13 protein-coding genes and 1 pseudogene are annotated in these 14,681 nt (G+C 44.7%); 4 read left to right on the forward strand and 10 right to left on the reverse strand.

The features are described 5' to 3' along the window. Window positions 1–184 precede the first annotated feature (184 nt). Window positions 185–685: pseudogene (gene tnpA, locus J7529_RS08725) on the reverse strand (IS200/IS605 family transposase). A 42-nt stretch (window positions 686–727) separates the two neighbouring features. Here tnpA and J7529_RS08730 point away from each other — a divergent pair. After that, window positions 728–2,017: a transposase gene (locus J7529_RS08730; protein ID WP_318728662.1), complete on the forward strand. Its 1,290-nt coding sequence runs from the start codon at window positions 728–730 to the stop codon at window positions 2,015–2,017. Window positions 2,018–2,030: 13 nt separating this feature from the next. On the opposite strand, the gene J7529_RS08735 is transcribed toward J7529_RS08730, so the two are convergent. From J7529_RS08735 to J7529_RS08745, 3 genes are all read right to left on the reverse strand, one after another. Then, window positions 2,031–2,342, reverse strand: a complete 312-nt coding sequence (locus tag J7529_RS08735; RefSeq protein WP_318728663.1) for an urease subunit beta — start codon at window positions 2,340–2,342, stop codon at window positions 2,031–2,033. 10 nt (window positions 2,343–2,352) lie between these two features. Next, complete coding sequence (gene ureA / locus J7529_RS08740; protein WP_271940053.1) at window positions 2,353–2,658, reverse strand: urease subunit gamma; 306 nt, start codon at window positions 2,656–2,658, stop codon at window positions 2,353–2,355. Window positions 2,659–2,740: 82 nt separating this feature from the next. Next, window positions 2,741–3,604 (reverse strand): urease accessory protein UreD, encoded by an 864-nt coding sequence (locus J7529_RS08745; RefSeq protein WP_318728664.1) that lies wholly within the window; start codon window positions 3,602–3,604, stop codon window positions 2,741–2,743. Between the two features lie 179 nt (window positions 3,605–3,783). On the opposite strand from J7529_RS08745, the gene J7529_RS08750 reads away from it, so the two are divergent. Together J7529_RS08750 and rpsN are read left to right on the forward strand one after the other, a co-directional pair. Further along, window positions 3,784–6,840 (forward strand): PAS domain S-box protein, encoded by a 3,057-nt coding sequence (locus tag J7529_RS08750; RefSeq protein WP_318728665.1) that lies wholly within the window; start codon window positions 3,784–3,786, stop codon window positions 6,838–6,840. A 138-nt stretch (window positions 6,841–6,978) separates the two neighbouring features. Beyond that, window positions 6,979–7,281 (forward strand): 30S ribosomal protein S14, encoded by a 303-nt coding sequence (gene rpsN / locus J7529_RS08755; RefSeq protein ID WP_271940139.1) that lies wholly within the window; start codon window positions 6,979–6,981, stop codon window positions 7,279–7,281. A gap of 28 nt (window positions 7,282–7,309) precedes the next feature. Here rpsN and J7529_RS08760 read toward each other — a convergent pair whose 3' ends face one another. Beyond that, on the reverse strand, window positions 7,310–7,642 hold the full coding sequence (locus J7529_RS08760) for a hypothetical protein (RefSeq protein ID WP_271940056.1): 333 nt from the start codon (window positions 7,640–7,642) through the stop codon (window positions 7,310–7,312). A gap of 189 nt (window positions 7,643–7,831) precedes the next feature. Between J7529_RS08760 and aat the strand changes: the two genes are divergently transcribed. After that, the gene (aat, locus tag J7529_RS08765; RefSeq protein ID WP_318728666.1) at window positions 7,832–8,425 is read left to right on the forward strand and encodes a leucyl/phenylalanyl-tRNA--protein transferase; all 594 of its coding nucleotides are present in this window, start codon (window positions 7,832–7,834) and stop codon (window positions 8,423–8,425) included. Between the two features lie 60 nt (window positions 8,426–8,485). Here the strand turns inward: aat and J7529_RS08770 are convergent, their stop codons facing one another. From J7529_RS08770 to J7529_RS08790, 5 genes are all read right to left on the reverse strand, one after another. Next, the gene (locus J7529_RS08770; protein ID WP_271940058.1) at window positions 8,486–9,406 is read right to left on the reverse strand and encodes a histidine kinase dimerization/phospho-acceptor domain-containing protein; all 921 of its coding nucleotides are present in this window, start codon (window positions 9,404–9,406) and stop codon (window positions 8,486–8,488) included. Window positions 9,407–9,433: 27 nt separating this feature from the next. Continuing rightward, window positions 9,434–9,730, reverse strand: a complete 297-nt coding sequence (locus J7529_RS08775; RefSeq protein WP_318728667.1) for a hypothetical protein — start codon at window positions 9,728–9,730, stop codon at window positions 9,434–9,436. Window positions 9,731–9,868: 138 nt separating this feature from the next. Beyond that, window positions 9,869–10,948 (reverse strand): GDSL-type esterase/lipase family protein, encoded by a 1,080-nt coding sequence (locus tag J7529_RS08780; protein WP_318728668.1) that lies wholly within the window; start codon window positions 10,946–10,948, stop codon window positions 9,869–9,871. Between the two features lie 273 nt (window positions 10,949–11,221). Continuing rightward, window positions 11,222–13,378 (reverse strand): polyribonucleotide nucleotidyltransferase, encoded by a 2,157-nt coding sequence (locus J7529_RS08785; RefSeq protein ID WP_318728669.1) that lies wholly within the window; start codon window positions 13,376–13,378, stop codon window positions 11,222–11,224. A 474-nt stretch (window positions 13,379–13,852) separates the two neighbouring features. Next, complete coding sequence (locus J7529_RS08790; RefSeq protein WP_318728670.1) at window positions 13,853–14,677, reverse strand: creatininase family protein; 825 nt, start codon at window positions 14,675–14,677, stop codon at window positions 13,853–13,855. Between the last annotated feature and the right edge of the window lie 4 nt (window positions 14,678–14,681).

Genomic DNA, 14,681 nt, shown 5'->3' on the forward strand with positions numbered 1-14,681 from the left:
CTAGTACCGTGGTGGAGCTAATTTGATGTATAGCAGTGAACTCGTTAAATTAGGACATGTAGGTTATGGTTTGAGCTAAGAGTAAAGTGCCCTAACTCTGCACCGAGTGTCTAATACACGACTTTAGAGCAATCCAGGCGCTAGGGTGGATTACGGTTAGCTAGACGAAGGGAAGCCCCGCGCTCTACCGTTGGCGAAGCCGTGCCGAAGGCACTAGGTGAGCGTCGGGATGAGAGGCGGGAGAAGGAAGGGGTATCGAACCCCTTCCTTCTCCATCTTTGTTGGAGCCTTGTTGCTCAATATATCGTTTCAATGTTGAAACAGTGACCCCTCCACAACTAGCGATAAAATAAGATTCATTCCATAGAACAGACTTCCTATAAAATCTATTTATCCTTTCAGAGAATTCAGATCTAAGCTTGCGACTAGAGACGGATTTAAGATTGGCGATAAATTTGGGTCAAGCAAGTTGAGGATAATATTGGAACAAAATGTGAATATGATCGGATTCTCCATTGATTTCAATCAATTTACAATCCCACTTCTGGCATAAATCAGATATCGTAAGCCCCAAAAAATCCAGTATTTCCTGATTAAAAACTTGACATCGGTATTTTGTGGTCAGCACTAAATGAGCCTTGAGGTCAGAAACCGCTCTACCACTTGAAACAAAGTCGTCTTTCATGGTGATTGTGTGCTATAATAGGTACAGTGATGCAATCATACCATGCGAACATCCTACCAGTACCGACTTAAACCGACCTATCTCCAACGATGCAGAATGTCTCGCTGGTTAGATATGTTGCGGTCACAATACAATGGGTTTCTTGCCGATCGCTTTGACTGGTGGGAGATGAATCGCACTTGTGTAAACGCTTGTCCATTAGTCGCTAGTATTGCAGAACCGAGAGAGCAGCCTGAATACTATGCTCAAAAAAGACGATTAGTGCAACTAAAAAGGGAGCGTTCTTGGTATAAGGAAGTTCATTCTCAAGTTCTCCAAGATATGGTTAAAAGAGTTAAACTTGCTTTTGATCGCTTTATCAAAGGAGATAGCAATGGAAAGCGTAATGGAAAACCTCGTTTCAAGGGAAAACCTCGTTACCGAACTTTCACTTATACTCAGGCGAAAAATGATTGGATTAATGGCGATTTTATTAATTTACCTAAGATTGGCTCAATCAAATTCATTAAGCACCGCCCTCTACCCGAAGGATTTTTGGTCAAAACAGCTTCTATTTCTTTAAAAGCTGATGGCTGGTACATCACTCTTTCTCTGGAAGATAAATCAGTTCCTTGTTGTTCACAAATTGATAGAGAACCAACTGAGTCCAATAGTATTGGGGTTGATGCCGGGCTGGAATATTTTGTCGCCTGTTCAGACGGTGAGATTAAGGAAGCGCCTAAGTTTTATCGACCATCTGAGCAGAAGCTTAAAAAGCTCCAATCCAAACGCGATCTCAAGAAGAAAGGTTCAAAGCCACGCCGCAAATTAAATCATCGGATCGCTAAATTGCATCAGAAGATTGCTAGACAAAGACGGCAATGGCATTTTGAGACGGCGAACCAGTTAATCGATAAAGCTGAGATTATCTTTGTTGAAGATCTGAAAATTGCCAATATGTCTCGAAAAAACAAGCCCAAGAAAGCTGAAAACGGGGCATATCTCCCTAATGGGCAATCGGCAAAATCTGGATTGAATAAAAGTTTTGCGGATGCTGGGATAGGTGGATTCTTGAACGATATTCTTCCGTACAAAGCGGCAAAAGCTGGTCGGAAGGTGGTGAAAGTTAATCCATCCGGAACCTCCCAACATTGTGCAATTTGCTTTAATAGAGTTCCTAAGAAATTATCAGATCGTTGGCATAATTGCCCCCATTGCGGTGCGTCAATGCCAAGAGATATAAACTCAGCTATTTTGATTAAGAAAGTGGGGCTGGGCAAAGCCTCACTCAAAAACGCGAAACCTAGTTCTAAAAAGCTAGGCGGAGAAGCCCGCACTCTACCCGCAGGGTGAGTGTCGGGAGTTGTCACTTAGGTAAAGGGCCATTAATCTGAGCTTGGAAGCCATAGACCTGGCGATCGCCTACAAAGGGAACGAGATTCACTTCCCGTTCATCCCCTGGTTCAAAACGGACAGCCGTTCCAGCCGGAATATCTAAGCGCATTCCCAAGGCCCGATCTCGCTCAAAATGTAGAGCTAAATTGACTTCATAAAAGTGGAAATGGGAGCCGATTTGAATTGGACGATCGCCCTGATTCGCTACGGAAATCGTCACCGTGGGGCGATCGGCATTCAGTTCAATTTCTCCAGGTTCAACCAACAGTTCTCCAGGAATCATAAACCTTACCTCATGCACGAATTGGATCGTGGACTGTAACTAATTTTGTGCCATCTGGAAATGTGGCTTCTACTTGCACTTCGGCTAACATTTCACGAATCCCATCCATCACATCTTCTTGAGTTAACAAGGTTGTTCCCAATTGCATCAGTTCTGCTACTGTTTTCCCTTCCCTTGCTCCTTCGAGGATAGCCGATGAAATATAGGCCACAGCTTCCGGATAATTTAGCTTCAACCCTTTTTCTTTACGTCTTTCTGCTAATAGCGCCGCCGTAAAAATCAACAATTTGTCTTTTTCTTGGGGAGTGAGTTGCATAGTCCCTTAGCCGATTAATCTATCTTTTTTTATAGCATTTATTGACAATTTTCGATCAAAATGCCATAATTAAGACTTAATGCTATAATAGCCAAATTCTGTTCATAGATTTTTTGTCTCGTCCCCGATCTGGAGACAAAATCTGCCAAATCCCCATAAACAAACGCTTTCCCTCTTCCGTAGAATATCCTCGATAGCGACAGAGGAGGCCTTGAGGCAGTCGAGTAACCCCAACGGAGAACTTTTTTTCAGAACGGGGCAAAAAGGCTTGTATCTCTTCTAGGAGCGATCGCCCGATCTCCCTCCCCAACCAACAGAACGATCCCACCACAGGATATCCTCCCAAGCCATAATCAGCGTCTAAAGCTCTTTGCTGGGTCAAGCTACTCTGGGCATCAATCCATAGGGGCATTCCTTTCTGGGTGACTTGAGTTCGAGAGCGCCATTGTCCGCGATCGAAACCCTCCCCTAGGGCCGTGCGCCCCAACCTTGTCCACTCCCAGCCACACCAAATCGCTCCAGGAGATAATTCCACCTGAAGATCCTGCTGATAAAGAGCACCGTTAAACAAAATCGTCTCCAAAGGAAACCAAGTTAAGCTTGCACCTGCTTCAATCCGGATCTGTACCTGAGTTTGAGCCATTTCTCCCGCAGAGCGATAAACTTTAGTTGCGGAAGGTGTAGTCCAGAATACAGACGTTTCTGGCCTTAAATGCAGGGAGACAGAAAGGCGATCTCCACCTACTAATCCCCCTGCCGTATGCAAAAGAACACTTTGGCAGTTACCCGATCCTAGGTTGTAAAATGGACGTTGCAGCTTCAGAGGTGCAACCATCTCCTCAACAACGGGATAGGTTCGGCCCGCAGACAACTGATACTGAACCGATAATTTTCCCTGCCATTGAGTAGACTGGAGGTTCAATCTTGCTTGTGTAGGATCAAGCATTTAGCCAATGTAACGAGAACTAAGTGGGATCTTCGAGTAAAATTTAGATCTAGCATCTATCCTAACCTCTCCAAAACTCGATCAATGGGGGCTTTTGCTTTTAAGGTTAAAAACGGTTTACCGATTACCCATGACCTATTCCAGCGCTTCATGCTGTAATTGCTGAGAGACTTAAGAGTATGGCACAATCTGAATTTACTGACCTGACCATGATACCCCAAACCTTCCTGCTCTCAGCAGTTTGGGATCAAAGTTCAGTAGCGATGGGCATTGTTGACCAGGACGCAACCTTAATCTATCTCAATTATGCTTATGCTAAACTCCACAATGCTGCCATAGAGGATCTAGTCGGTAAACCTCTGACGTTCTTTTTCCCTTCGGATCTAGAGCAAGTCAGTCTAGAAACCCTTCTACCCATGAGCGATCGCCAAGACTATACTTGGACGCTCCAAAATACTCCCGGAAAGTTGCTTAATGTAGAGATTACCCCCTTATCCCAAACGCCTAAATTCTGGCTCATTGAACTCACGCCTAAAGCTCTAAGCGATGGCCAACCAATCGAAGCTCAACTTCAAGAAAGTCAAGACTGCCATCGGATTATGACCGACAATACGCAAGACTTAATCGCTCGCTATAGTCCCCAAGGAATTTGTTTATATGCCTCTGGCGCTTGTGAAAAACTACTCGGTTATACCCCTCAAGAACTGCTGGGAACCCACGTCGAAGGTTTATTCCATCCCCAAGATTTACAACGCTTACAAAAAGCAGGTCAACGTCTTCTCGATCCCGCAGATATTTGCATCCTAACCTATCGGATGGGCCATAAACAGGGGCATTACTTATGGTTTGAAACCACCATTGGCCGATTATATGATCCCCAAACCCACGAACTCCAAGAACTAATTACAGTTTCTCGTGATATTACCGAGCGCCAAGATACCCAAGCAAGCTTTGAACAACAGGCAGAAAAAATCACTAAGATTTTAGAAAGTATTAGTGATGCCCTCTTAACGGTCGATCAACAAAATCATGTAACGTATGTTAATGCCCAAGCTCAATGCCTTTTGTTTTCAGAACAGCACAAAGTTTTAGGACAACCCTTGTGGGATTTATTGCCCGAATTTTGGCAAAAAATCTTGAAACCGGAATGTGACCAAGCTACTTTGGAGCAGAAAGCAAGACATTTGGAAACATTTCACTCTAGTTTAACTAGATGGTTAGAAGTAGCCATTTATCCCTACATAGAGGGTCTATCGATTTCTATCCATGATATTTCCGAACGTAAACAAGCAGAAGCCGCTTTATTAGAACGATCGCAACTGTCTACTTTAGCGGCTGAAATCGGAAAAACTTTAGGACAAGGCGGAGATTTACCTGCACTTTTAGATCGCTGTACGCAAATTTTAATTGAGCAACTCGAAGCGATTGGTGCTAGAATTTGGACATTTGATGCCGAAAGTCAAATGTTGGAATTGCAAGCCTTAGCTGGGTCAATTACCTTAACGGATCCCCTACAGGCTAGAATCCCCTTAGGTATTTCCGTGATTGGATTTATCGCTACCCGCCAACAGGCTTACTGTACCAATCATACGGCTAATGATGTTTGCATTGGCGCTCCGGCTTGGATTTCTGATCAACAGATCCAAGCCTTTGCTGGATATCCTCTGATTGTCGAAGAGCGCTTATTGGGGGTGTTAGCAGTCTTCGGTCGAAATCCCTTCAGCGAAGACGTTTATCAGATGTTAGCGTGGATCTCTGATGCGATCGCTTTAGCTATTGACCGCTCTTGGGCAAGAACTGAATTAATTAGCCGTCGAGAAGGCTTATTATTTGGATTAGCCAGTCAAATTCGTAAGTCCTTAGATCTTAATACTATTCTAGATACCGCCGTCCATGAAATTCGCAATCTTTTGCAAATTGATAGCTGTCATTTTCTCTGGTGCATTTTACCCACAAAAGATAGTCTATCCATTCATCTACCTATTTTAACGATTACTCATGAAGCTCAAGAGCGAGATGTACCCAGTTTATTAGGTGAATATCCCATTACTCAAGTGGAGGAAGTGGTGGAGAAATTCCAGTCTTTGGATATTTTCCGCATTGATGATACCCGGATCAATAGTGATGAACATCCCTATCATCAAGAATTATTAGAAAAATTTGGCATTATGTCAGAATTATTAGTCCCTTTGCGAACTCACACCGGTCAATTGGGGGCAATTGTCTGTAGTCAATGTCACAAATCGCGAGTCTGGACCGATAGTGAGGTGGAACTGTTACGAGCAGCCTGTGACCAACTGGCGATCGCCATTGACCAATCTGAACTCTATACCCAAACCCGTGCCGCTGCCTTCCATGCCCAAGCCCAAGCTCAACAATTAGAACAGACCTTGAAAAAGCTCAAACAAACTCAAGCGCAATTAGTGCAAACTGAAAAAATGTCAGGCTTAGGACAAATGGTGGCGGGTATTGCCCATGAAATTAATAATCCCGTTAATTTTATTAATGGCAATCTTCTTCATACCAGTAATTATATTGAAGACTTATTAAGACTTTTAGAACTGTATCAGAGACACTATCCAGAACCGGATGAAGACATTCTGGACGAATCCGAAGATATTGATATTGATTTTCTGCGCGAAGATTTACCGAAAATGCTCAATTCGATGAAAGTGGGAGCGGATCGAATTAGTCAAATTGTCCTGTCACTCCGGAATTTCTCCCGGTTAGATGAAGCGGAAATGAAACCGGTTCAAATTGATGAGGGCATCGATAATACCTTGCTGATTTTGCAGCATCGTCTGAAAGCTAAAGGCTCATTTGGTGGCATCGATGTGATTAAAAACTATGGTGATTTGCCCCAGGTTGAATGTCACGCCAGTCAACTCAATCAAGTGTTTATGAATATCATTAGTAATAGTATTGATGCTCTGGAAAATCGAGCAGAACCTCGCCAAATTACCATTGTGACAGACCGGGGAAAACCCAAGGATTGGAAAACTCCCCATGTGGCGATCCGAATTCAAGATAATGGTCAAGGGATGACGGAAGAAGTTAAACGCCGATTATTTGATCCGTTTTTTACTACTAAACCGGTCGGTAAAGGAACAGGATTAGGCATGTCAATTAGTTATCAGATTGTCGTCGAAAAACATCGGGGAAACATTGATTGTTTCTCGGAACCTGGAAAAGGAACGGAATTTGTAATTAGAATTCCCATTAAGCCGGTGGGGTGAGGAGAACACGGAAACACTCAGACGCACAGAAGGGTATAGTTTTTAAGGTCTAACCTTTAATCTCAGTAGTGGTGACAATCTAAGGAGCGTGCTATAATGGAAGATGGTGTCTTTAGAACAGAGGTGAACCAGTTACCCATGGCTAAAAAGGGTATGATCGAGCGGGAAAAGAAACGCCAAAAGCTAGTACAGAAGTATGCTCAGAAGCGCCAAGAGTTACTTGAGCAGTTCCGGAAAGCTGATGATCCAGGGGAAAAATTTGAACTCCATCGTCAAATCCAACGTCTCCCCCGTAATAGTGCTCCCAGTCGTTTGCGCAATCGCTGTTGGGCGACAGGCCGTCCTAGAGGATATTACCGCGATTTTGGCCTATCTCGCCATGTGATTCGGGAAATGGCCCACGAGGGGCTATTACCAGGAGTGGTCAAATCCAGTTGGTAGATTAGAGATAGGGATTGGCTGACAATCCCTAGCCTTGACCACAACAAGTATCAATCCCTAGACTTTGAAGCAATAAATCACTTACTGCATTGGCGATCGCAAATTCGCCATAAAAGCTTTCGGAAAAATCAAATCCCTGCATTTCAGTGACAATCGCAATCACTAGGGAACCGAGATCTGTTTCCCCTTCCAATCGATGTCGTACATAGACTTGGGTGGCTCGCTGGGCAATCTGATGATTGACTGGTTCTGGTAGAAACTCTCGATCGAGCCACTGATGCAGGGTTTTTTGTAACCATTGTCCCTCCTGTTGTGCATCTCTAGCTAGAGGTAACGTAATCGGTTGAATCGGTTCAGTCATAGATATAGTGCTTTTTTCGGGTAAGGGGTAATCAGTAATGGGGAATAGTTATAAATAATAAGTTAAGGTCTTTCGCCGTTTTGTCAATGGACAAGCCGAGAGGTAAACAGCACGACTCAATCGGGACAACCAAGTTTTCCCCTTTCCTTGAAGAGCCACCTTCAGATTGATGAATTATAGTAGAATACTATGGATTATGATATCCCCTTAATTGTTGACGGGTATCGCCAAGGCTTTTTCTTGATGTCCGAAGACGAGGATGAAAAAAAATCCTCGACCTTAAGCTGGTATTCAAGTAATGCTCGTACTCTGATCCCCCTCGACGATCGCTTCCGATATCCGAAATCCCTGCAACGCGTTCTGAACCAAAACCGGTTTTCGGTAGCCATTAATCGTGATTTTGAGGCAGTTGTAGAAGGATGTGCCGATCGCCCCTCAACCTGGATTTCCTCAGAACTCAAAGCTATTTATTTGGCTCTGTACCGCGCGGGATGGGCCTATAGTTTTGAAACCTGGCAGGATGATACCCTAGCTGGAGGGATTTTAGGTATCGTCATTGGTGGGGCTTTTATTGGGGAATCCATGTTTTTTCGGATTCCCGATGGCTCTAAGGTAGCCATGGTCAAATTAGTTGAATGGTTGCGCAATCGCCACTTTCTCCTCTTTGATGCACAAATGATGAACCCCCATTTAGCTCGGTTCGGTGCCTATATTATCAGTAATTCAGAGTATCAGGCTCTCTTACCAATAGCCGTTAAACGACCTTGCTCGTTTTACCCTTAATTTAATCACTGAAAAGAGAACTGCTATAGTATAGCGTTACGATTTTCTACCACTCGAGCTTCAACTGACCCGTTGCTCTAAGAAAGCATATTGCCGAATCAACTCCACAATTTTTTTATCTTCAAACTGTTCAGCTAACTCAAGAATGCAATGGGCAAATTTCAAATAGCTCGGGCTTAAAGCTTTCAAGCGTAAACTTTCCTGTTCAATGACCTCAATATCGCCAATTTGAGCCGCATTATATAGGGTTATCAGTTCGCCACTGGGAGGAATCTGAGAAGCCTCTAAGGAAACTTCTATAGAGGGTTGAGAAGCTAAACTCTTATATTCCCTGAATTCCTCTCTTTCAAAGGGATTAAGCATCCGATGCATAGTTTGCAGAACTTGATGACTACAGATTTCAATGCTGTCTAAGTGAGATTTTTGTTGTGGAGTTAGATCCGACTCACGATAGAGCATTTGGATATGACCTAAAATGCCATGTAAGGGAGTGCGAATCTCATGATTGAGATGATCGATCCAGGTTAGTTCTAGAGGTTGGTAATCAGCGACAGGAGAAGGAGAATGATGTTCTTCTTGAGTGTGAAGGTCTTGAAATTGATGGGACACTTGGAAATGGGTTTCTAATCGCGATAATAATTCTTCTGCTTCAAAGGGATTGAGTAAGTAATCGATTTGATAATCGAGATAAAAAGGATAATGATCCATGAGATCTTCTAAGGTCGTCATCGCTACCATAGGAATCGATTTCATCACAGCTTGACCACATAAGGACGTAATCCATGCCAGATTTTCCGGATGTGCCTCACGACGATCAATTAAGATTAAGTCAGGGCGATCTTTTAGAATTTTAGTAGATTGCCCTTCTCTATAGGATAGGGTTTGCACTTGATAGCCACTCTCTTGCAAAAGGCTCAGGATGCTTTTTAAATCGCTTAAAGCGTTGTAGATGACTAAAATCTTTTGCTCAGGAGTTAGCATAGTTTCAAATTCCTTTATTAACTGGGATTATTTTTTGGACGAATTGGCTGCAACACGACTTTGAGGTTGATTCATGTTTTTGCTCAACTTTAAGATTTGTTCTTGTCCTTGGATCACAAGCGTTTCTAAGGTAGCAACCCGTTGTTCTAGGGCTACGTACTGTTCGGGGGTCGGTTGATCGGAGGGTAGTATTCCCTGTTCTACACAGCGCTCCATAAAGCTGATAAATGCTTCTGTAGCGGTGGTTTTGCCACAAACGGTTTTGAAATCTTTCCAAAGCTTCTCATCCGTCTTAAAGGTGACTAACTTACGTTTGGCAGTCATCAGCCTATCTTTTATCTATACGTTATCTATATGATAACATGGGTGAATAGGTTATGGACAAGTTAAGAGTGGAAGGAAATCTAAAAAATATAGCGCGAAGCGCTAGGCAATAGGCCATCTCCGTGTTCCCGTGTCTCCCTATCCCCCGATCGCACCCTCAATTTCGATCGCATGATAGCCTCGATCCAGCAGTTGGGGATTTTCGTACTCGTGGAGTGCCTGCTGCCAAATGCTGTAACCCTGGCGACTCAGATGAATGCCATCAGTCGTTAGATTCCGGTCTAGGTTTCCTTGGTCGTCGGTAAATTGAGAATAGAGATCGAGATAGGTCGCTCCTTCTTGATGGGCGATCGCCGCTAACTGTCCATTAAGATAACGAATACGCCCATTTCCAATCGCCTCTAATCTTGTGGGTAACAGGGACTGGAGAATAATTTCTGAGTTGGGGTGCTTGTGGCGTAAGGTTTCCACCATGGTGCGCCAATTTTGGATAATGACCTGATTACTGACTCCCTGACGCAAGTCATTAATTCCAGCTAAAACAAAAATGCGATCGGGTTGGGTGGAGTTGAAAAAATGCAAGCGTTGGAGAATATGTCGAGTTGCTTCTCCTGAGACACTTTGATTCAGCCATAATTTACCTGGGGGGAGTTGGTCATGGGGAAACCAAACACTGAGGGAGTCTCCCACCAATACATTTAAGCGATTTTTTCCTTGACCGCTGGCGATCGCCTTAGCTTCTAGCTCTAATAACCATTGCCATTGTTGATGAGTCGGTTGTTCTATTGCCTTGGTCCAGCGATCGGCAAAACTATTAACCGACAAACGAGTATAGATTTTCCCTGCCTTCAACGCCGCCAGTCTTTGTTGATACAATTGCTTCCCGGATACCGGCCGCCATTCAACGGCAGCCGCAGAGGTTACGGTTTGGGGCGTTACAGGCCATAAACTCGCCGGTCGATCCAGACTCCACTGAGCTACCCGATTCGATTGACTAAACTGGGGTTGAAAGTCATCAACTGTAGGCAAAGTATCTAACACTTCCTCAACGATTCGTGCTAAGGACAGATCGGAGGAAGCATCGGATACGGGAGGAACGAACTCATCCATTGGCAGAACGGTGAGCAGTCCATCCCCCAGATTGCTACCTGTGCCTTGGGCCAATAGACTGAGGGCCAATAAACTATAGTGACTCATACTAGCGGATACTAACAACACTTTTTTCTTTGACAGCCGTGAGTATCCGAGTCAGGATAAGTTGGAATCAGGCCATAGGTAATGGCAAAGGTAATACTATCAAGTTCGAGTAATTAGTTTAACAATGCAGGAATTGAAACGCACTCCTGCATTGTTCTGGTAGAACATTGCAAGAGTGCCTGTTGCCCAAGGTGAAGCATGGCATCATAGCCAATTAACCAGACTTGATCTAACGCTCAAAACATGACCTATTCCCACACTAACCTTTCGGTATAGTGTGGTCTTCTGGGCAAACTAGCTAAAAGATTTGACCTCTTGTCTAGCCTTTTCTGCTTCCTCCGGATGAATGCCCAAGCGAGTCAGATTAATGCGTCCTTTATTATCAATATCGCGCACTTTGACAATCACTTCATCGCCTACAGCCACCACATCTTCGACTTTACCGACTCGTCGATCTTCCAACTGGGAAATATGGATCATGCCTTCTTTACCCGGAAGGTACTCGACAAAAGCGCCAATGGGAATAATACGAGTGACTTTGCCCAGATAAACATCCCCTTCTTCAGGCTTTTTCGTCATGTTTTGGATCAGGTATTGAGCTTGTCTAGCTTTTTCCGGATCGGAACTATAGACCATGACCGTGCCATCATCTTCGATATCGACTTTAGCTCCAGTTTGTTCCGTAATGCCCTTAATCGTTTTTCCACCCGGCCCAATCACTAAGCCAATCCGTTCGGGGTCAATTTTGAATGTGACGATCCGAGGGGCATAGGACGATAGGTTTTCGCGAGGGGTGCTGATGGTGCCGGTCATCTTTTCTAGGATATGTAACCGGGCTGGTTTGGCTTGTTTAATCGCATCAGCAATCACACTTACCGGTAATCCAGTAATTTTCATATCCAGTTGCAGGGCGGTAATTCCGGAGTCAGTTCCGGCAACCTTAAAGTCCATATCGCCAAGAAAGTCTTCGATGCCTTGGATGTCGGTCAAGATACGCACTTCATCCCCTTCTTTAATCAGGCCCATGGCTGCACCACTCACGGGTTGAGAAATGGGGACACCGGCATCCATGAGACTTAGGGTTGAGCCACAGACCGATCCCATGGAGGTGGAACCGTTGGAGGAGAGAACTTCAGAGACCACCCGGATCACATAGGGGAAGTCATCTTTAGGAGGTAGTACGGGGATAATGGCCCGTTCTGCTAGAGCGCCGTGACCAATTTCCCGACGACCGGGCGATCGCATGGGTTTGGTTTCTCCCACAGAATAAGGAGGGAAGTTGTAGTGATGGATATAGCGTTTTTGGGCATCGGGATGCAGGTCATCGAGTTCTTGGGCATCTCCAGAGGTTCCCAGGGTGACGATGGACATCACTTGGGTTAATCCTCGGTTAAAGAGAGCACTACCGTGAACCCTAGGCGGTAATAGGCCAACCATGCAGGAGATGGGACGAACTTCATCGAGTTTGCGTCCATCGACACGCACTCCGTCGTCCACAATTTGTTTACGCATCAGCTTCTTCGTCAAGCTTTTGAAGGTTTTGGAGATCGCCTTATCATCAGCTTCTGCGGCTTGACGAATGGAGTCGTCTTCTGGGAGTTCGGCGATCGCCGAGGAGACTTCAGTTTCTTTAATGTCGTCTAGGAGCTGATCGCGGGTGGGTTTATCCAGGTCAAATTGGGAAAGAATGCCTTTAATTTTCTCCGTAGCGCGATCACTAATAAATTGCGTTAGGGTTTCATCTTCTTGAGGGACTTCGGGAATGACTAATTCGATGCCCATTTCTGCCATTAATTCCCGTTGGGCAGTAATTAAGTCACAAACCGCTTCGTAACCAAAATCGATCGCCTCGATGATATCTTGTTCTGGCAGTTTGTTGGCTCCCGATTCCACCATAATCACACCATCGGGCGATCCAGCCACCACTAGGTCGAGGTCACCATTCTCCACTTCTGTATAGGTGGGGTTAATCACAAAATCATCGCCAACTAATCCCACTCGTACAGCAGCCATGGGCCCGTAAAAGGGGATTTTCGCTAACATCACCGCTAGGGACGCGCCAGTGACCGCTAAAATATCGGGGGGAACCCGGTCATCCATCGATAGGGTTGTGGCTACGACTTGAATATCATCCCGTAACCAGGAGGGAAACAGGGGACGTAAGGGGCGATCGATTAAGCGACTGGTTAATATGGCTTTTTCCGAGGGTTTTCCTTCTCGACGCAAAAATCCACCTGGGACTCGCCCCGCAGCATAGAGTCGCTCTTCATAGTCAACCAGTAGGGGTAGAAAATCGATTCCTTCCCGTGCTTCAGCACGAGTTGCCGTCACTAAAACTGCTGTATCTCCCGATTGGATCAGAACTGAACCACCAGCTTGAGGCGCAAGAATTCCTACTTTGAGCCGAATATCCCGTCCATCAAAGGATATTGACTTGTCTATCTCTACCATGCCGTTCGTTACCTTTTATTGACACATCTTTTCGTTTCTTCTCTGTGGCAATCCTAACATTGATGTTTACCTGATGGTGAGAACGATCAGGTTTTTGAGTGTTTCAGCAGAGAGGACAGGGAAGCAAAGACTCTATTTTATCAGGGTTGGGGACAGTTGAGAAGCGATCGATTTCCAGCCCACAGTGGAACGAATATTTGTCCAAGGGGATTTATACTCATATCAAATCTTTAAAAGGCTTGCTACAGAGGATTGACACAGAGACACGGAGACACGGGGATACGGAGATTGGTGTGTGGCACGAATAAATCAATTTGATAGTAAGATAAGCGACATCGTTTTCAAAAGCCTATTGAGTTTAAGATCAGCTTCTGTTTTTATTGTTTTCAAGGCTAACTTGTACAGATTATTCCTTAATTCAAGCTCTAGTGATTTACGATTAATATCTATAAGCTATTCCATCAATGCATCAAATTAGTTGTGTCGCGGCGCTAGGTTGGGTTTAGAAAAATTATAGATATCTTGGAATACTTGTGCCCAACTTTGAGCCAGGGAGTCGAGGAGGCGATCGCCAATTTCAGAGGTTGCACCTGTTGGATCGCCAAATACCCCACTTTGACTCAGTTCATGGGTTGCCCAAGCAAAGGGGAGTGTTCCTTCCATAGACAGTAGGCTATCTTCTGGGGGTAACCCTTGAGGATATTCTTTCACGGCTCGTTCCATATGCACTTGATCGGGGAGTAGGGAGAGCAAAAGACTGGTTTCTCCCAGATCGGCGTGAATACTTAATTCTGGATGGGGTTGTTGTTTGAGCAGTTCACCCGATGCATTGGGAACGCGCCAGACAAAGAGGGGAAAGACCATCAGATCCGGGTATTGGAGATGCAAATCACGGGCAATAATGCTAATAACTTCAGGTTGTCCTCCATGGGCGTTGAGAAAAACAAGTTTGCGAAAACCAGCGCGATAAATGCTCTCTCCTAGTTCTTTGAGTACCGCAAGCAAGGTTTGGGCACTGAGGGTAATGGTTCCTGGAAAGTTAATGTGTTCGTTAGATTTGCCGTAATATTGGGTGGGTAAGGCGTATACTGGTAGTGTTTCGGGAATGAGTTCTAAGGCTTTTCCTAATACTCCAGTGGCGATCGCCGAATCCACAATTAAGGGTAAATGAGGTCCATGTTGCTCAATTGCCCCTATAGGTTGCACAATCACCACATTTTCTTTATTGGGCATATCCCGAATCTCGGTCCAAGTTAAATAAGGGAAAAAGCGATGGGGAGGAATAAAGCTATGCATCATTTTA

The organism is Roseofilum sp. Guam, from assembly GCF_017746735.1.
Classification (GTDB): domain Bacteria; phylum Cyanobacteriota; class Cyanobacteriia; order Cyanobacteriales; family Desertifilaceae; genus Roseofilum; species Roseofilum reptotaenium.

Coding starts and splice junctions, on each gene's coding strand:
- J7529_RS08760 (WP_271940056.1), bottom strand. CDS start 7,642: ATGACTGAACCGATTCAACCGATTACGTTACCTCTAGCTAGAGATGCA.
- J7529_RS08790 (WP_318728670.1), bottom strand. CDS start 14,677: ATGATGCATAGCTTTATTCCTCCCCATCGCTTTTTCCCTTATTTAACT.
- J7529_RS08785 (WP_318728669.1), bottom strand. CDS start 13,378: ATGGTAGAGATAGACAAGTCAATATCCTTTGATGGACGGGATATTCGG.
- J7529_RS08775 (WP_318728667.1), bottom strand. CDS start 9,730: ATGACTGCCAAACGTAAGTTAGTCACCTTTAAGACGGATGAGAAGCTT.
- aat (WP_318728666.1), top strand. CDS start 7,832: ATGGATTATGATATCCCCTTAATTGTTGACGGGTATCGCCAAGGCTTT.
- rpsN (WP_271940139.1), top strand. CDS start 6,979: ATGGCTAAAAAGGGTATGATCGAGCGGGAAAAGAAACGCCAAAAGCTA.
- J7529_RS08745 (WP_318728664.1), bottom strand. CDS start 3,604: ATGCTTGATCCTACACAAGCAAGATTGAACCTCCAGTCTACTCAATGG.
- J7529_RS08750 (WP_318728665.1), top strand. CDS start 3,784: ATGGCACAATCTGAATTTACTGACCTGACCATGATACCCCAAACCTTC.
- J7529_RS08735 (WP_318728663.1), bottom strand. CDS start 2,342: ATGATTCCTGGAGAACTGTTGGTTGAACCTGGAGAAATTGAACTGAAT.
- J7529_RS08730 (WP_318728662.1), top strand. CDS start 728: ATGCGAACATCCTACCAGTACCGACTTAAACCGACCTATCTCCAACGA.
- J7529_RS08770 (WP_271940058.1), bottom strand. CDS start 9,406: ATGCTAACTCCTGAGCAAAAGATTTTAGTCATCTACAACGCTTTAAGC.
- ureA (WP_271940053.1), bottom strand. CDS start 2,658: ATGCAACTCACTCCCCAAGAAAAAGACAAATTGTTGATTTTTACGGCG.